The organism is Aromatoleum buckelii, from assembly GCF_012910785.2.
In the GTDB taxonomy this organism is placed as follows: domain Bacteria; phylum Pseudomonadota; class Gammaproteobacteria; order Burkholderiales; family Rhodocyclaceae; genus Aromatoleum; species Aromatoleum buckelii.
Window position 1 is genome coordinate 859630 of sequence record NZ_WTVH02000008.1, and the last position, 14190, is coordinate 873819.

General features: G+C 68.3%; 16 protein-coding genes. 8 read left to right on the forward strand and 8 right to left on the reverse strand.

Annotated features, from left to right (window positions below; genetic code table 11):
- From GO608_RS05960 to GO608_RS05985, 6 genes are all read left to right on the forward strand, one after another.
- On the forward strand, positions 1-348 hold the full coding sequence (locus tag GO608_RS05960; protein ID WP_169199739.1) for a Na+/H+ antiporter subunit C: 348 nt from the start codon (positions 1-3) through the stop codon (positions 346-348).
- Positions 345-1871, forward strand: coding sequence for a monovalent cation/H+ antiporter subunit D (locus GO608_RS05965; RefSeq protein WP_211159514.1), 1527 nt, complete (start codon positions 345-347; stop codon positions 1869-1871). Before GO608_RS05960 ends, GO608_RS05965 begins: the two co-directional genes overlap by 4 nt.
- A complete protein-coding gene (locus GO608_RS05970) occupies positions 1868-2383 on the forward strand; it encodes a Na+/H+ antiporter subunit E (RefSeq protein ID WP_169199738.1) in 516 nt (171 codons plus the stop codon). Before GO608_RS05965 ends, GO608_RS05970 begins: the two co-directional genes overlap by 4 nt.
- On the forward strand, positions 2380-2649 hold the full coding sequence (locus GO608_RS05975) for a K+/H+ antiporter subunit F (RefSeq protein ID WP_169199737.1): 270 nt from the start codon (positions 2380-2382) through the stop codon (positions 2647-2649). Before GO608_RS05970 ends, GO608_RS05975 begins: the two co-directional genes overlap by 4 nt.
- Positions 2646-3053, forward strand: coding sequence for a Na+/H+ antiporter subunit G (locus GO608_RS05980; protein WP_211159513.1), 408 nt, complete (start codon positions 2646-2648; stop codon positions 3051-3053). Before GO608_RS05975 ends, GO608_RS05980 begins: the two co-directional genes overlap by 4 nt.
- A 538-nt stretch (positions 3054-3591) precedes the next feature.
- Positions 3592-4311, forward strand: a complete 720-nt coding sequence (locus GO608_RS05985) for a pseudouridine synthase (protein WP_247002882.1) — start codon at positions 3592-3594, stop codon at positions 4309-4311.
- Here GO608_RS05985 and GO608_RS05990 read toward each other — a convergent pair.
- The 6 genes from GO608_RS05990 to GO608_RS06015 form a co-directional block, all read right to left on the reverse strand.
- Positions 4288-4560, reverse strand: a complete 273-nt coding sequence (locus GO608_RS05990) for a hypothetical protein (RefSeq protein ID WP_169199736.1) — start codon at positions 4558-4560, stop codon at positions 4288-4290. The two genes, GO608_RS05985 and GO608_RS05990, sit on opposite strands and share 24 nt — an antisense overlap.
- Before the next feature lie 165 nt (positions 4561-4725).
- Positions 4726-5925 (reverse strand): ABC transporter permease, encoded by a 1200-nt coding sequence (locus tag GO608_RS05995; protein WP_169199735.1) that lies wholly within the window; start codon positions 5923-5925, stop codon positions 4726-4728.
- Entirely contained in the window at positions 5922-7130 is a 1209-nt protein-coding gene (locus GO608_RS06000) for an ABC transporter permease (RefSeq protein ID WP_169199734.1), read from the reverse strand. Before GO608_RS06000 ends, GO608_RS05995 begins: the two co-directional genes overlap by 4 nt.
- Positions 7131-7829 (reverse strand): ABC transporter ATP-binding protein, encoded by a 699-nt coding sequence (locus GO608_RS06005; protein WP_169199733.1) that lies wholly within the window; start codon positions 7827-7829, stop codon positions 7131-7133. It lies immediately after the preceding gene.
- A gap of 7 nt (positions 7830-7836) precedes the next feature.
- Entirely contained in the window at positions 7837-9009 is a 1173-nt protein-coding gene (locus GO608_RS06010; protein WP_169199732.1) for an efflux RND transporter periplasmic adaptor subunit, read from the reverse strand.
- A 121-nt stretch (positions 9010-9130) separates the two neighbouring features.
- A complete protein-coding gene (locus GO608_RS06015) occupies positions 9131-10864 on the reverse strand; it encodes a glutamine--tRNA ligase/YqeY domain fusion protein (RefSeq protein ID WP_169199731.1) in 1734 nt (577 codons plus the stop codon).
- 237 nt (positions 10865-11101) lie between these two features.
- Here GO608_RS06015 and crcB point away from each other — a divergent pair, with 237 nt between their 5' ends.
- Positions 11102-11497, forward strand: coding sequence for a fluoride efflux transporter CrcB (gene crcB / locus GO608_RS06020; protein ID WP_169199730.1), 396 nt, complete (start codon positions 11102-11104; stop codon positions 11495-11497).
- Positions 11498-11509: 12 nt separating this feature from the next.
- On the opposite strand, the gene GO608_RS06025 is transcribed toward crcB, so the two are convergent.
- Together GO608_RS06025 and GO608_RS06030 are read right to left on the reverse strand one after the other, a co-directional pair.
- On the reverse strand, positions 11510-12808 hold the full coding sequence (locus GO608_RS06025; protein ID WP_169199729.1) for a TIGR03862 family flavoprotein: 1299 nt from the start codon (positions 12806-12808) through the stop codon (positions 11510-11512).
- A complete protein-coding gene (locus tag GO608_RS06030) occupies positions 12805-13305 on the reverse strand; it encodes a DNA-deoxyinosine glycosylase (protein WP_169199728.1) in 501 nt (166 codons plus the stop codon). Before GO608_RS06030 ends, GO608_RS06025 begins: the two co-directional genes overlap by 4 nt.
- Before the next feature lie 229 nt (positions 13306-13534).
- On the opposite strand from GO608_RS06030, the gene GO608_RS06035 reads away from it, so the two are divergent.
- Positions 13535-14134, forward strand: coding sequence for a Yip1 family protein (locus GO608_RS06035; RefSeq protein WP_169199727.1), 600 nt, complete (start codon positions 13535-13537; stop codon positions 14132-14134).
- The last annotated feature ends 56 nt before the right edge of the window (positions 14135-14190 follow it).

Genomic DNA, 14190 nt, shown 5'->3' on the forward strand with positions numbered 1-14190 from the left:
ATGGAATTCCTCGTCGCCACCGCCGTCGGCATGCTCACCGCTACAGGCGTTTATCTGCTGCTGCGCGCTCGCAGCTTCCCGGTGGTGCTCGGGCTCGCGCTGCTGTCGTATGCGGTCAACGTGTTTCTCTTCGCGGCCGGCCGCCTCGCCGTCGACCTGCCGCCGGTGATCCGCGCCGGTGGCGATTACACCGACCCGCTGCCGCAGGCGCTGGTGCTGACCGCGATCGTCATCTCGTTCGGCATGACCGCAGTGGTGGTCGTCATGGCGGCACGCGCGTATGTTGAAAGCGGCAGCGACCGGGTCGACGACGAACCGGGCGGGAACGGCGACGGAGGGGACCGTTGATAACCCACGAAATCGTCCTGCCTATCGTGCTGCCGGCCGTCATCGCGGCGGTGATCGCGCTGACGATGCGTCGCGACATCGCGCTGGCGCGCACCGCTTCGCTCGCCTCGGCGGTCGCGCTGCTGCTGCTCGCGATCGCGCTCGTGAGCTTGGCGAGCGACGGCAGCGTCCGCACCTACGCGCTCGGCGGCTGGCCGGCGCCGTTCGGCATCGTGCTGGTGCTCGACCGCCTGTCGGCACTGATGCTGCTGCTCACCGCGGTGCTCGCCGTCGCGGTGCTGCTGTACGCGGTGAATGGCTGGGATACGCGCGGCAGGCATTTCCACGCACTGCTGCAGTTCCAGCTGATGGGGCTGAACGGCGCTTTCCTGACCGGCGATTTCTTCAACCTCTTCGTGTTCTTCGAAGTGCTGCTGATCGCATCCTACGGCCTGATGGCGCACGGTGGTGGTGCGCGGCGAGTCGGCGCAGGGGTCCGGTATGTGGTCGTCAATCTCGCGGCGTCGGTGCTGTTCCTGTTCGCCGTCGGACTGCTGTACGCCGTCACCGGCACGCTGAACATGGCTGATCTCGCCGTCAAAGTGCCCGATGTTGCAGCGGCCGACCAAGCCCTGCTGCGCAGCGGGGCGCTGCTGTTGCTGCTGGTCTTCGCAGTCAAGGGAGCGCTGGTGCCGCTGCACTTCTGGCTGCCGGATACGTATGCGAATGCCCCGGCACCGGTCGCGGCGCTGTTTGCGGTTCTGACGAAGGTCGGTGCGTACGCGATCATCCGCCTGTTCACGCTCGCGTTCGGCGAAGGGGCGGGCGACGCGGCGTGGCTCGCCGCGCCGTGGCTGATGCCGGCGGCGATGCTGACGCTGCTGCTCGGGATGTTCGGCGTGCTCGCCGCCCGCCGGCTCGGCGCGATGGTCAGCTTTGCAGTGCTCGGTTCGATGGGCACGCTGCTGATCGCAGTCGCGCTGTTCACACCGCCGGCGTTGTCCGCGGCGCTGTACTACCTGCTGCACTCCACCCTTGCCGCCGGCGCACTGTTCCTCGTCGCCGATCTCGTCGCGGAGCGCCGCGCCGGTCACGGTGACACGCTCGTCGCGGCGCCGGCGTTCGCGCAGTCGGGTCTCGTCGGCGCGCTGTTCCTGCTCGGCGCGATCGCGATGGCGGGGCTGCCGCCGATGTCCGGTTTCATCGGCAAGCTGCTGATTCTCGACGCCGCGCGCGACGCCTTCAACCGCAACTGGATCTGGAGCCTGATGCTGTCGACGTCGCTGCTGGCGATCATCGGCTTCGCGCGCGGCGGCAGCTCGCTGTTCTGGAAGAGTGCGTCGTTTCCCGGCGGGCTCGACGCGCGTCAGCTGACCCGCCCGGCGCTGACGATCACCGCAGCCGGGCTGCTGCTTGCCGCCAATGCCGCGCTGGTGGTGTTTGCCGGGCCGGTCACGCGTTACCTCGATGCGACCGCCGCCCAGCTGTTTGCCCCGGCCGGCTACATCGATGCGGTTCTCGGTGCCGAGGGAGGCAACGAATGACCAGCGAACCTTCCCGCCGCCCGCCTGCCGCTTGGCTGCCGCATCCGCGCCTCGCGCTGCTGCTCGCGGTGCTGTGGCTGCTACTGCAGAACCGTTTCACCGTCGGCGGCCTGCTCATCGGACTGGTGCTCGGCGTCGTCGTTGCGCATGCGACCCGCAGCTTCTGGCCGCAGCGCCCGCATATCCGCGCCTGGGGCAAGGTCTTCGCGTATCTGCTCAGGGTGTTCCGCGACATCCTCGTCGCCAACCTGGTCGTCGCGCGATTGATCCTGTTCCGCCCGGCAGCGCGTCTCGAACCGTGCTGGATCGTCGTGCCGCTCGATCTGCAATGGCCGGAAGCGATCGCGGTTTTTGCCGGCACGATCACGCTGACGCCCGGCACGGTGAGCTGCGACCTCTCCGCCGACCGCCGCAGCCTGCTCGTGCATTGCCTCGATGCGCCGGATCCGGAGGCGATGGTGCGAGTCCTGAAGGAACGCTACGAGGCGCCGCTGAAGGAGATATTCGAATGATCGGATACGCGCTCGCATTCGGGTTCGCCGCGATCTCGGTCGCGCTGCTGCTGAACTTGTGGCGGCTCGCGACAGGACCGACAGTCATGGATCGCCTGCTTGCAGCGGACACGATCGTCACGAACCTGATCGCGCTGATCATCCTGTACGGGATCCACCAGGCGACGAGCACCTACTTCGAGGCCGCGCTGCTGTTCGCGATGTTCGGCGTCATCTCGACGATCGCATACTGTCGTTTCATGCTGCGCGGCGACGTCCTCGAATGATCGAAACCCTGGGCGAACTTGTCGTATCGCTGCTGATCGTCGCCGGCAGCGGCTTCACGCTGGTGGGATCGATCGGCCTCGTCAAGCTGCCCGACCTGATGACCCGCCTGCATGCCCCGACCAAGGCGACAACGGCCGGGGTCGGCGGCGTGCTGCTCGCATCGATGATCCACGTCGTCGTGCGCAGCGGCGAAGTGTCCGCGCACGAACTGCTCATCGCGCTGTTCCTTTTTCTGACCGCCCCGATCAGCGCGCACTTCCTCGCGAAAGCCTACCTCCACCTCCATCGGGAGCGCGAGCGGAACTTTCCGCCGGCGTGCCATGGGCGTGACTGGACTCTCCTCGACGAGCCCGGCGAAGAATTGCCGCGCGAAGACAGACCGCAACCGCCGCCGCGCGTATGATTCGGCACCGGCCCCGCGCGGCCGACTTTTTCTGATTGCAGGTTTCCATGAAACGCTCCCCCTCCGCCGGAGATACCGGCCGGCCCGCCGCCGAGACGGACGACACGACAACGAAGCCTTCCGGCAGCGTCACCGGCGACGAGGCTCCAACCGGCACCCGCCGCACGACTCTCGGCGTCAAGCCGGCTGCGGCCGTCGATGCGGCGCCCGCAGGCGACGACGTTCCCGCCCGGAAATCCGGCCTGCGCACGCGCTTCCTGCCGTCGGCCGATCGCCGCGGCACGGGAAAGCCTCCCGAGCGCCAAACGGTCGCCCCGTCGAAAGACTCGAACGCAAGCCCCGGCCCCGCGCAAGAACCCCCTCATCATCCCCTTCCGCAAGCGGTGATGGTCCGGCTCGCAGGACCGCGAAGGCTCCCGTTGCCGGACGCACTTCGGACCGCCCGCGGTCCCGCGCTCCCGAGGCCGCCGTACGTCCCCGCTCCGTCGCGACCGCGCCGTCCGTTCCCTCGCCCGCGCCGACTGACGCGCCGGAAGGGGTGCGGCTGTCGAAAATCATGTCGGAGCGTGGCCTGTGTTCGCGTCGCGAGGCCGACGAGATCATCGAGCGTGGCTGGGTGTTCGTCGACGGGCAGCGGGTCAGCGAGCTGGGCATCCGCATCGATCCGAACGCCGAAATCACGCTCGCCGCGCAGGCGAAGCGCCGCCAGATGGAGCAGGTCACGATCCTGCTGCACAAGCCGGTCGGCTACGTGTCCGGGCAGCCCGAGCCGGGTTTCGAGCCGGCGGTGTCGCTGATCGGGCCGGACAACCAGTTCGACCGCGCCGACGCGCAGCGCTTCCATCCCTCGCACCTGAAAGGGATCGCGCCTGCGGGACGGCTCGACATCGACTCGACCGGCCTCCTGGTGCTGACGCAGGACGGAAGGATCGCGCGCCAGCTGATCGGCGACGATTCGAAGGTCGAGAAGGAATACCTGGTGCGGGTCGAAGGTAGACTGGACGAACGCGGCCTCGCGCTGCTCAATCACGGTCTCGAACTCGACGGCCGGACGCTGCGTCCGGCGAAAGTCGAGTGGCTCAACGAGGATCAGCTTCGCTTCGTGCTGCGCGAAGGCCGCAAGCGCCAGATCCGGCGAATGTGCGAACTGGTCGGGCTGAAGGTCGTCGGCCTCAAGCGCGTGCGCATCGGGCGCGTCAAGCTCGGCGACCTGCCGCTCGGGCAGTGGCGCTTTTTACGAGAAGACGAACGCTTCTGAACGCGGCTGCACTTCGTCGCCGAGCCGGGCGCCGCGGACTTTCCGGCGCCGGGGAGGCGGGGGCGCCCGCCGGCAGGGCAGGCTTGCGGGATCGGTGACGCCGGATTGTTCGGTGAAGATGCCTTTCAGCGGGCAGTCGAAGCCGGGCGGGCAGCCATGCTCGCACGCACATTCCTGCTGGGTTTCGTCCAGCAGCACCAGTTCCCGTACGGCCTCGCAACGGCCGACCGGCGAGTCGAAGAAACACATGACAACCTCCATGCTGTAGTTGCGCGAAGAGCGAATCCGTTGATTCACTGTAGTCGCCATGGACGGCGGCCGCCGCAGCCGATCGCGGGAGTTTGATCTGCCGCAATGAAACCGCGTCGGGGACAGGACGAGGGCGTCGCCTGCGCCTCGCGGGTTCCGCGGTTTCTATTCGGCGCGCAGCGCTTCGACCGGATCGAGCCGCGCCGCCTTGCGCGCCGGCAGCACGCCGGCGAGCAGGCCGATGGCGATCGCGAGCACTTCGGCGACGACGACGAAATGCCATGGCGTGCGCACTGGCAGTGCCGGCACGAGCAGCCCGACGAGCTGCGCGAGGCCGGCTCCGGCGAGGAGGCCGAGCGCGCCGCCGATCGCGGCCAGTGCGACCGCCTCGCCGAGGAACAGGCCGAGTATCGTCGCGCGCCGCGCGCCGAGCGCGACGAGCAGGCCGATCTCGTTCGTGCGCTCGGTGACTGCGATCGTCATGATCGTGACGATGCCGACGCCGCCGACGGCAAGCGAGATGCCGCCGAGCGCGCCGACTGCCGCGGTGAGAATGTCGAGAATGTTCGACAGCCGCGCGAGCATGTCTTCCTGTGTCGTCAGCGTCACGTCGTCCTGACCATGGCGCGCCGCCAGCAGCGTGCGGATCGCTTCCGCCACCGCCGCCGCCGGCGTCGTCTCCGCGTAGGTGACGTCGATCTCCATCAGCCCTTCGCGGTTGTACAGCGCGAGCGCGCGTGCCGTCGGAATATAGGCGGTGTCGTCGAGATCCACGCCGAGGAACTGGCCTTTCTCCGCCATGACGCCGATGACGCGATAGCGCTCGCCGCCGATGCGCAGGCGCTCGCCGAGCGCGTTCGCGTTGCCGAACAGCTCGCGCTTGAGCTTTGCGCCGAGCACGACGAACGCGCGCGCGCCGACCGGGTCGTCCGGCGGCAGGAAACGGCCGATGCCGACCCGCATCGAGAAGAGCCGGTCCATCTCGGCGCCCACGCCGTAGATGGTGGTGCGCCGCACCCGCCCGGCCGCGGAGACTTCCGAGTTGCCATGCACGACCGGCGTCATGCCGGTGACGAGCGGCAGGCGAGCGATCGCGGCGGCGTCGTCGAGCGTAAGCTCGCGCGTCGTGCTCGGCAGCCCGGGCGGACCGCCGCGCGCGCCCTGCCGGCCGGGCGTGACCTGGATGATGTTGGTGCCGAACTGTGTGAATTCCTTGAGCACGAACTGGTGCAGGCCTTCGCCGATCGAGGTCAGCAGGATCACCGCGGCGATGCCGACGCCGATGCCGAGCAGCGTCAAAAAGCTGCGCAGCCGGTGGGCGACGAGCGAGCGCAGCGCGAGCTGGAGGAAGTCGGCGAGGCTCATCGCTTCGCCAGCGCCTGCACCGGGTCGAGGCGCGCGGCGCGGCGTGCCGGCATCACGCCGAACAGCACGCCGGTCACGATTGCCGTGCCGAGCCCGGCGTACACGGCCCAGTCCGGCGGCCAGGCCGGCAGCACCGGGAACGCGAGCCGCAGCCCCCACGCGCCCAGATGACCGAGCGCGAGGCCGGCGAGTGCGCCGGCGAGCGACAGCAGCGCCGCTTCGGCGAGAAAGGCGAGGCGGATGTTGCGCCCGGTCGCGCCGAGCGCCTTCAGCAGGCCGATCTCCGCAGTGCGCTGCGTGACCGCGACCAGCATCACGTTCATCACGAGGATGCCGGCGACCGCGAGGCTGATCGCGGCGATGCCGGCGACCGCGAACGTCAGCGCGCCGAGGATGCGATCGAAGGTGCCGAGCACCGCATCCTGCGTGATCACGGTGATGTCGAGTTCGCCGTCGCGGCGCGTGCGCATGATGTCTTCGACCTGGCGCTGGGCCGAGGCGAGCGCGTCGCGGCTGCGTGCCTCGACCATCACGCGGAAAAGGGTGTTGGTGTTGAACATCGCCTGCGCCGTCGCGACCGGCACGACGACGAGCTCGTCGGTGTTCATGCCCAGGCCCTGACCGGATTTTTCGAGCACGCCGATGACGCGCAGCCGCCGGTCGCCGATGCGGATCATGCGGCCGACCGCGGGCTCGATGCCGAAGAGCTCGTCGCGCAGCGTCGCGCCGAGCACCGCGACGGACGACGCGCGTTCGAGATCCTCGCGCGGCAGGAAGCGCCCGAGCGCCATGCGGTAACCGCGGATGCCGAGGTAGTCCGCGCTGGTGCCGAGCACGAGCACTTCGCGCAGCCGTCCGCCGTACGCGATTTCGGAATTGCCGAGCGTCAGTGGGGTGATGCGCTGCACGTCGGGCGCGCGCAGCAGCGCCGCGGCGTCGCGCACCGTGAGATCGCGCGGCGTGCTCGTGAAAAGACTGCCGAGACCGACGCCGCCGGTTTCCGAGCGGCCGGGCAACACGATGATGAGGTTGCTGCCGAGCGCAGAGAACTCGTTGACGACGTAACGGCGTGCGCCGTCGCCGAGGGCCGTCAGCACCACGACCGCGGCGACGCCGATCGACATCGCGAGGACCATCAGCGCGGTGCGCAGCGGGTAGCCGGTGGCCGCGCGCGTCGCGAAGCGCAGAGTGTCGGCAGGCGTCATTCAGGGGGTTGAAGCGGCGTCCGCACGCAGGTCGGCGACGAGCGCGCCGTCTTCCATCATCAGCCGGCGCCGCGCCCGCCCGCCCATGACCGGGTCGTGGGTGACGACGATCAGCGTCACGCCCGACGCGTTCAGGCTCTCGAGCAGCGCGGTGACGTCCTGGCCGGTCGCGCGGTCGAGGTTGCCGGTCGGCTCGTCGGCGAGGATCATCGCCGGGCGCATGATCGTCGCGCGCGCGATCGCGACGCGCTGGCGCTGGCCGCCGGACAGTTCGTCGGGGCGATGGTCGGCGCGCGTATCGAGACCGAAGTTCTTCAGCGCTTCGGCGACGCGCGGCGCGCGCTCGGCAAGTGGCACGCCGGCGAGCATCAGCGGCAGCGCGATATTCTCGGCGGCGGTGAGCCGCGGCACGAGGTGGAAGCTCTGGAACACGAAGCCGATGCGGTTGCGGCGGACTTCGGCCTGCTCGTCGGCGGTGAGCGTCGTCACGTCGCGCCCTTCGAGCCGGTAGGTGCCGCCATTCGGCCGGTCGAGCAGGCCGAGCAGGTTCAGCAACGTGGACTTGCCGGAACCGGACGGCCCCATCACGGCGACGTATTCGCCGGCCTCGATCGCGACCGTCACGGCGTGCAGCGCATGCACTTCGCTGTCGCCGAGCTTGAATACGCGTTCGATGTCGGAGAGTTCGATCTGCGCCATGGGTGTTTCAGCGCGCGGCGCGTCCGTCGTTTTCCGGGTCGACCCGCGCGCCGGGCTTGACGCCCTCGCGTTCGAGCGAGCTGACGATGCGGTCCCCCGCGGCGAGGCCGTCGAGCACTTCCGTGTAGTCCCAGTTCGCCACCCCGGGCTTGATCTCGCGCGCTTCGAGCGTGCCGTCCGATTCCCGATAAAGCAGCACCTGGTTGCCTTCCTGCAGCGTCGCGGTCGGGATGCGCAGCACGTTCTCGCGCACGTCGAGCACGATCTCCGCGTCGGCGCTGTAGCCGACGAGCAGGCCGCGCGCTTCGTCGGGCCGGACGAATTCGACGTCGACATCCACCGTGCGCGCCTGCTTCTCGACCGCGGTGATGTAAGGGGCGATGCGCTTGACCTTCGCGTCGAACACTTTCCCTGGCAGCGCGTCGAGGGTCACGCGGGCGCGCTGGCCGGGGTGGATTTTCGGCGCGTCGATCTCGTCCATCGGCGCCTTGACGTACAGGCAGCTGTCGTCGATCAGGTCGATCGCGGGCGGCGTCGGCACGCCCGGCGGCGACGGGGTGGAATATTCGCCGAGCTCGCCGGTGATCTTCGCGACCGTGCCGGCAAACGGCGCGATCAGCACAGTGCGCTGCCGGTCGGTCGCGGTCGCGTCGATCTGCGCTTCTGCGGTGCGCGTGTCGGCGCGCGCGGTTTCGCAGGCCGCCCGGAGAGCCCGGGCTTCGGTGCGGGCCTGCTCCTCGCGCGAGGCCGAAATGAAATTGCGCTGAAAGAGTTCCGTTTGGCGGGCCGCTTCGCGTTCGGCATTGTCGGCCTGCGTGCAGGCTTCCTGCACGCGTTTGCGCGCTGTCTCGAGTTGCGCGCGGTTGACGGCGAGCCGGGCGTCCTGGTCGGCGTTCCACAGCCGCATCAGCACCTGCCCGGCTTCGACCCGGTCGCCTTCCTCGACGCCGAGAAAATCGATGCGCCCGCCGACGATCGTCGACAGCCGGGTGCGCTGGCACGCTTCGATCTCCCCGGCGCGCGTATTCGACAGCGTCGCCTCGACGACGCCATGCCCGACTTCGACGAGCAGCACCGGGACCGGTTTCGGGCGGGTGAACCACCAGACGGCGGTGGCGACGAGGGCAAGGACGAGAAGGGTGACGACAACCGCGCGGACGCGGCGAAGGAGGGGAGTCATCGGCTTTCAATCGGCATTTTTCGCCGATGATCCGCCGATGCCCGCGGCGGCGCAACCGCGATTCCGGCTGCCGCCGCCGGACGCGCCGGCGGTCGTGCGGAGCCGTTCCCGGATGGGCCGCTTATCCTTTGGTCTTGCTCCACGAGTCCTTCAGCGTCACGGTGCGGTTGAAGACCGGTGCTCCGGCGGTCGAATCGATGCGGTCGGCGACGAAGTAACCGTGGCGCTCGAACTGGAAATGGTCTTCCGGCCGGGCGTTCGCGAGCGCCGGTTCGAGCTGCGCGCGGATCGTCAGCTTCGACGTGTCGTTGAAGTCGTCGATGTAGCTGCGCTCGAAATCCTCCGGATCGCCTTCGCGCCGGTTGCCCGGGTAGGGATGGGCGAACAGCCGGTCGTAGAGCCGCACCTCGGCTTCGTACGCGTGCGCGACGGATACCCAGTGCAGGTTGCCCTTGACCTTCACCGAGTCGGCGCCCGGCGTGCCGGATTTCGTGTCCGGCAGATATTCGCACAGCACTGCGGTGACGTTGCCGTCGGCGTCTTTCTCGTAGCCGGAGCATTTGACGACGTAGCCGTAGCGCAGCCGCGCCATGTTGCCGGGGTAGAGGCGGTGGAAGCCTTTGGCCGGCGTTTCCATGAAGTCCTCGCGCTCGATCCACAGTTCGCCCGAGAACGGCATCGGCCGTTTGCCCAGTTCGGGCTTGAGCGGATGGTTCGGCGCTTCGCACTGCTCGCTGTGCCCTTCCGGGTAGTTCGTGATGACGAGCTTCAACGGATCGAGCACTGCGACGCGCCGCTCGGCGGCGTCGTTCAGGTCCTCGCGCATGCATTCCTCGAGCACGCTGACGTCGATCCACGTATCCGACTTCGTCACGCCGATGCGCTCGGCGAAGAGACGGAAGCCTGCTGCCGTGAAGCCGCGCCGGCGCGCGCCGACGAGCGTCGGCAGGCGCGGGTCGTCCCAGCCGTCGACATGGTGTTCATCGACGAGCTGGATCAGCTTGCGCTTCGAGAGCACGACGTAAGTCAGGTTAAGTCGCGCGAATTCAATCTGCTGCGGCAGCGGCCGCGGGAAGAAACCGCCGGTCGCGAGCGCGTCGAGCAGCCAGTCGTAGAACGGGCGCTGGTCCTCGAACTCGAGCGTGCACAGCGAATGCGTGATGCCTTCGATCGCGTCCTCGATCGGATGCGCGAAGGTGTACATCGGGTAGATGCACCAGGCGTCGCCGGTGCGGTGGTGAGTCGCGCGGCGAATGCGATAGATCGCCGGGTCGCGCAGGTTCAGATTCGGCGAGGTCATGTCGACTTTCGCGCGCAGGATGTGCTGCCCGTCGGTGAACTCGCCGGCGCGCATGCGGCGGAAGAGGTCGAGATTCTCGGCGACGCTGCGGTTGCGGTACGGGCTGTCGCGACCCGGCTCGGTCAATGTGCCCCGGTACGCGCGCATCTCCTCGGCCGACAGCGATTCGACGTAGGCACGGCCCGACGTGATCAGGTATTCGGCGCACGCGTACATGCGATCGAAATAGTCCGAGGCGAAATACAGGTGTTCGCCCCAGTCGAAGCCGAGCCAACGCACCGCTTCGATGATCGAATCGACGTATTCCTGCTCTTCCTTTTCGGGATTGGTGTCGTCGAAGCGCAGATGGCAGGCACCGCCGTAGCTCTGCGCGAGGCCAAAGTTCAGGCAGATCGACTTCGCGTGGCCGTAGTGCAGGTAGCCGTTCGGTTCGGGCGGAAAGCGCGTTTCGACGCGGCCGCCCCATTTCCCGCTCCGGTTGTCCTCGTCGATGAGGTTGCGGATGAAGTTGCTCGCAGGGGGCGCAATGGCGCCGGATTTCGGAGTGTCGGACACGGGGTGAAGCCTCGAAGAATGGGTGCAATGCCCGGAAGTCGGCGATTCTACCGCCGCACCCGGTTGAAATCGAATCGCCGCGGCGGATGGCGGGGCGTTGCGCCGCTCGCGTCCGGTAGAATGCCGGCGGTTTTGCACGCATAGGAATGTCATGGCTGGTGAGCCGGTCGACTTGGTCCCGATCTCCCCGAGGTCCGTTCACACGGGCGAAGAAGCGATCCGGGGCGGGAGCACCCGATGACGTTGCCGGTCACGGTGTCGGCGTTCCTCGCGGTCGGTGCCGGGGCGGCACTCGGCGCGTGGCTGCGCTGGGGACTCGGACTGCTGCTGAACCCGATATTCCTGACCATTCCGTTCGGCACGCTCGCGGCGAACCTGCTCGGCGGCTTGCTGATGGGGGCGTCGCTCGCATGGATCCATGCCGTTCCCGCAATGTCGCCCGTGCTGAAACTGCTGCTGACGACCGGTTTTCTCGGCGGGCTGACGACTTTTTCGACGTTCTCCGCCGAAGGCCTGCATCTCGTCCAGCGCGGCGAATGGGGCTGGCTCGCGTTGCACACGGCCGTTCACGTCGCAGGATCGCTGCTGATGGCGTGGATCGGTTACACGGCGTTCAATGCGTGGCGTGGCTGAACGCGGAACATCCTACTTTCGCAGCGCGCTCGCCAGCCATGCGCTGGCGCCCAGCCCCGCGGCGCGACCCGTCGCAAAGCAGCCGGTCAGCAGGTAGCCCCCGGTCGGCGCCTCCCAGTCGAGCATCTCGCCGCAGCAGAACACCCCCGGGAGCTTGCGGATCATCAGGCCTTCGTCGAGTTCCTCGAACACCACGCCGCCTGCCGTGCTGATCGCTTCGTCGAGGGGGCGGGGCGCGACCAGCCTGAGGGGCAGCGCATGGATCGCCGCGGCAAGCCGGACGGGCGACGCGAACGCGTCCGAGGCCAGGCACTCGCGCAGCAACCCGGCCTTGACGCCGGCAATCCCCACTTTGCTCTGCAGGTGGCTCGACATCGAACGCGCGCCGCGCGGTCGCGACAGCTCTTCAGTGAGCCGTTCGAGCGTGCGGCCCGGCGCGAGATCGATCGACAGTTCGACGGTGCCGTTGGCCGCGAGCGTGTCGCGCAGCGGCGCCGACAGCGCGTAGATCAGGCTGCCTTCCAGGCCGGTCGCCGACACCATGCATTCGCCCGCACGGTAATGCGTCTCGCCGTGCGCATCGGTGAAGCCGAGTACGACGGATTTGAGCGGCTGGCCGGCGAAACGCGCGCGGAAATGCTCGCTCCAGCCCGTGCCGCTCGCACCACGACTGGAACCCGGCGTGGCGACGTCGAAGCCGCAGTTCGCGGCTTTCAGCGCGGCGACCGTGACCTCGCGCCCGCTCAACCACGGCACCCAGGCGCCGTCCGAACCGAGTCTCGCCCAGCTCGCGCCGCCGAGCGCGAGCACGACCGCGTCGGCGTCGACGAGATGCTCGCCGGCAGGGGTCGCGAAGCGCAGTCCGTGCGTCGGCAGGGCGTCGCCGGCCTGCCAGCCCAGCCAGCGCTGGCGCACGTGAAATCGCACTTCCGCCTCGCGCAGCCGGCGCAGCCACGCGCGCAGCAGCGGCGCCGCTTTCATCCCGACCGGAAACACGCGCCCGGAACTGCCGACGAAAGTCTCGATGCCGAGCCCGTGTGCCCAATCGCGCAGCGCGGCTGCCCCGAACGTCGCGAGCAGCCGCTCGAATTCGTGCCTGCGTTCGCGATAACGCGCGGCGAATGCTTCGGGTGCTTCCGAGTGCGTCAGATTCAGGCCGCCGATGCCGGCGAGGAGAAATTTGCGCCCGAGCGAAGGCATCGCATCGAAGACGTCGACGGCGTGGCCGCGCGACGAAAGCATTTCGGCGGCCATCAGTCCCGCCGGCCCGCCCCCGATGACGGCGACCCTGCGTTTCCGGCCCGCGCTCATCGCGCGATTTCCCGCCATGCCGCGAGCTTCGCCGCATGCGGGATCGATGCGTTCGCCGGGCTCGTCGATGGCAGCCGCCGAATTTCGAATTCGAAGCGCCCTTCGAGCGCCGGCAGGACGTGGCGGCGGAAGCATTGTTCTGCCGTCGTGCCGTTGCAGAACACCCGATCGATCGACGGGTGCGTGGCGAAGAAGGTCGCGAAATCATTCACTTCGATCGAGTCGTTCTCGATGTTCGAATCGAGGCTGCCGTGCCGGCGGCACGCCCCGAGCACGTCCCACAGCGCGTAGCCGGCATCGGCCAGGCGACGCGTGCGCTCCGCATAAGGCAGCGCCGGATCGATGCCGAGCACTTCGCCGAGGATCGGCCAGAAGAGATTGCGGCGGTGCGCGTAATACTCGACCGCCGCCAGCGACGCGGCACCCGGCATGCTGCCGAGGATCAGGGTGTGGGCGCCGGGAGTGGCGACCGGCGGAAAGCCTTCGAGTCGGGACATGGGGAGCGGGAAGTGGGGGAGTGGGCCGGGCCGCACGCGAGGACATCGCGCAAGCGACGCAAGGTACCGAGCGATTCCATTGTCGGCAAGTCATGCGGCAACAGTCCTGCGGCGGCAGGGGTGGGGCCGGTGGATTTTCGCCGTTGTCTACAATGAAAACGAGGCGGGACTTTTCGCAGGGCCGGACGGTCCAATTGCAGTCTCGTCACGCGAACCGAGGAGGTCGACGATGAACACGCACAATCTTCCGAAAATGTTCTATTCGTACCGCGAGGGCTGGCAGGACCTGATCGAGACCCGCCCGAGCGTGAGGAAGCTTTTCACGACGTTCGTGCTGCCGATGTCGCTGATTCCTCCGGTGATGTTGCTGTATGCGTTGCTGGTCATGCCGGGAGGGGTGTTTCCGGAGCTGGTGCCGGCGATCACAGTGGGCGAAGCGATCGGCGTGGCTGTCGCGTTCTTCCTCGCCGAACTCGCGATGGTCGCGCTGATGGCGTCGATCATCCAGCAGATGGGTGACGTCGTCGATGCCACGCCGACCTACCAGGACGCGTTCCTGCTCGCGGCCGTCGCCCCGACGCCGCTGTGGATTTCGGCGCTCGCGCTGTTCGTCCCGATCACGTGGTTCAACGCACTCGTCGTCGCGATCGCGTGGGTTGCGTCGGCGGCGCTGATCTACCACGGCGTCTATCCGCTGTTCAGGCTCGCGGACAAGAGCAAGGCCCGGGTCATGGGCACTTTCGTGCTGATGGCCGGCATCATCGCGTGGATGGCATTGCTGGTCGTCCTGGCGCTCGCGATGAGCATGATCGTCGGCCTGCGCGGCTGATCCTGCTGCCCAAGGCGAGGGGCGGAAGACTTCGCTCCTCGTCCGAGGCGCCACAC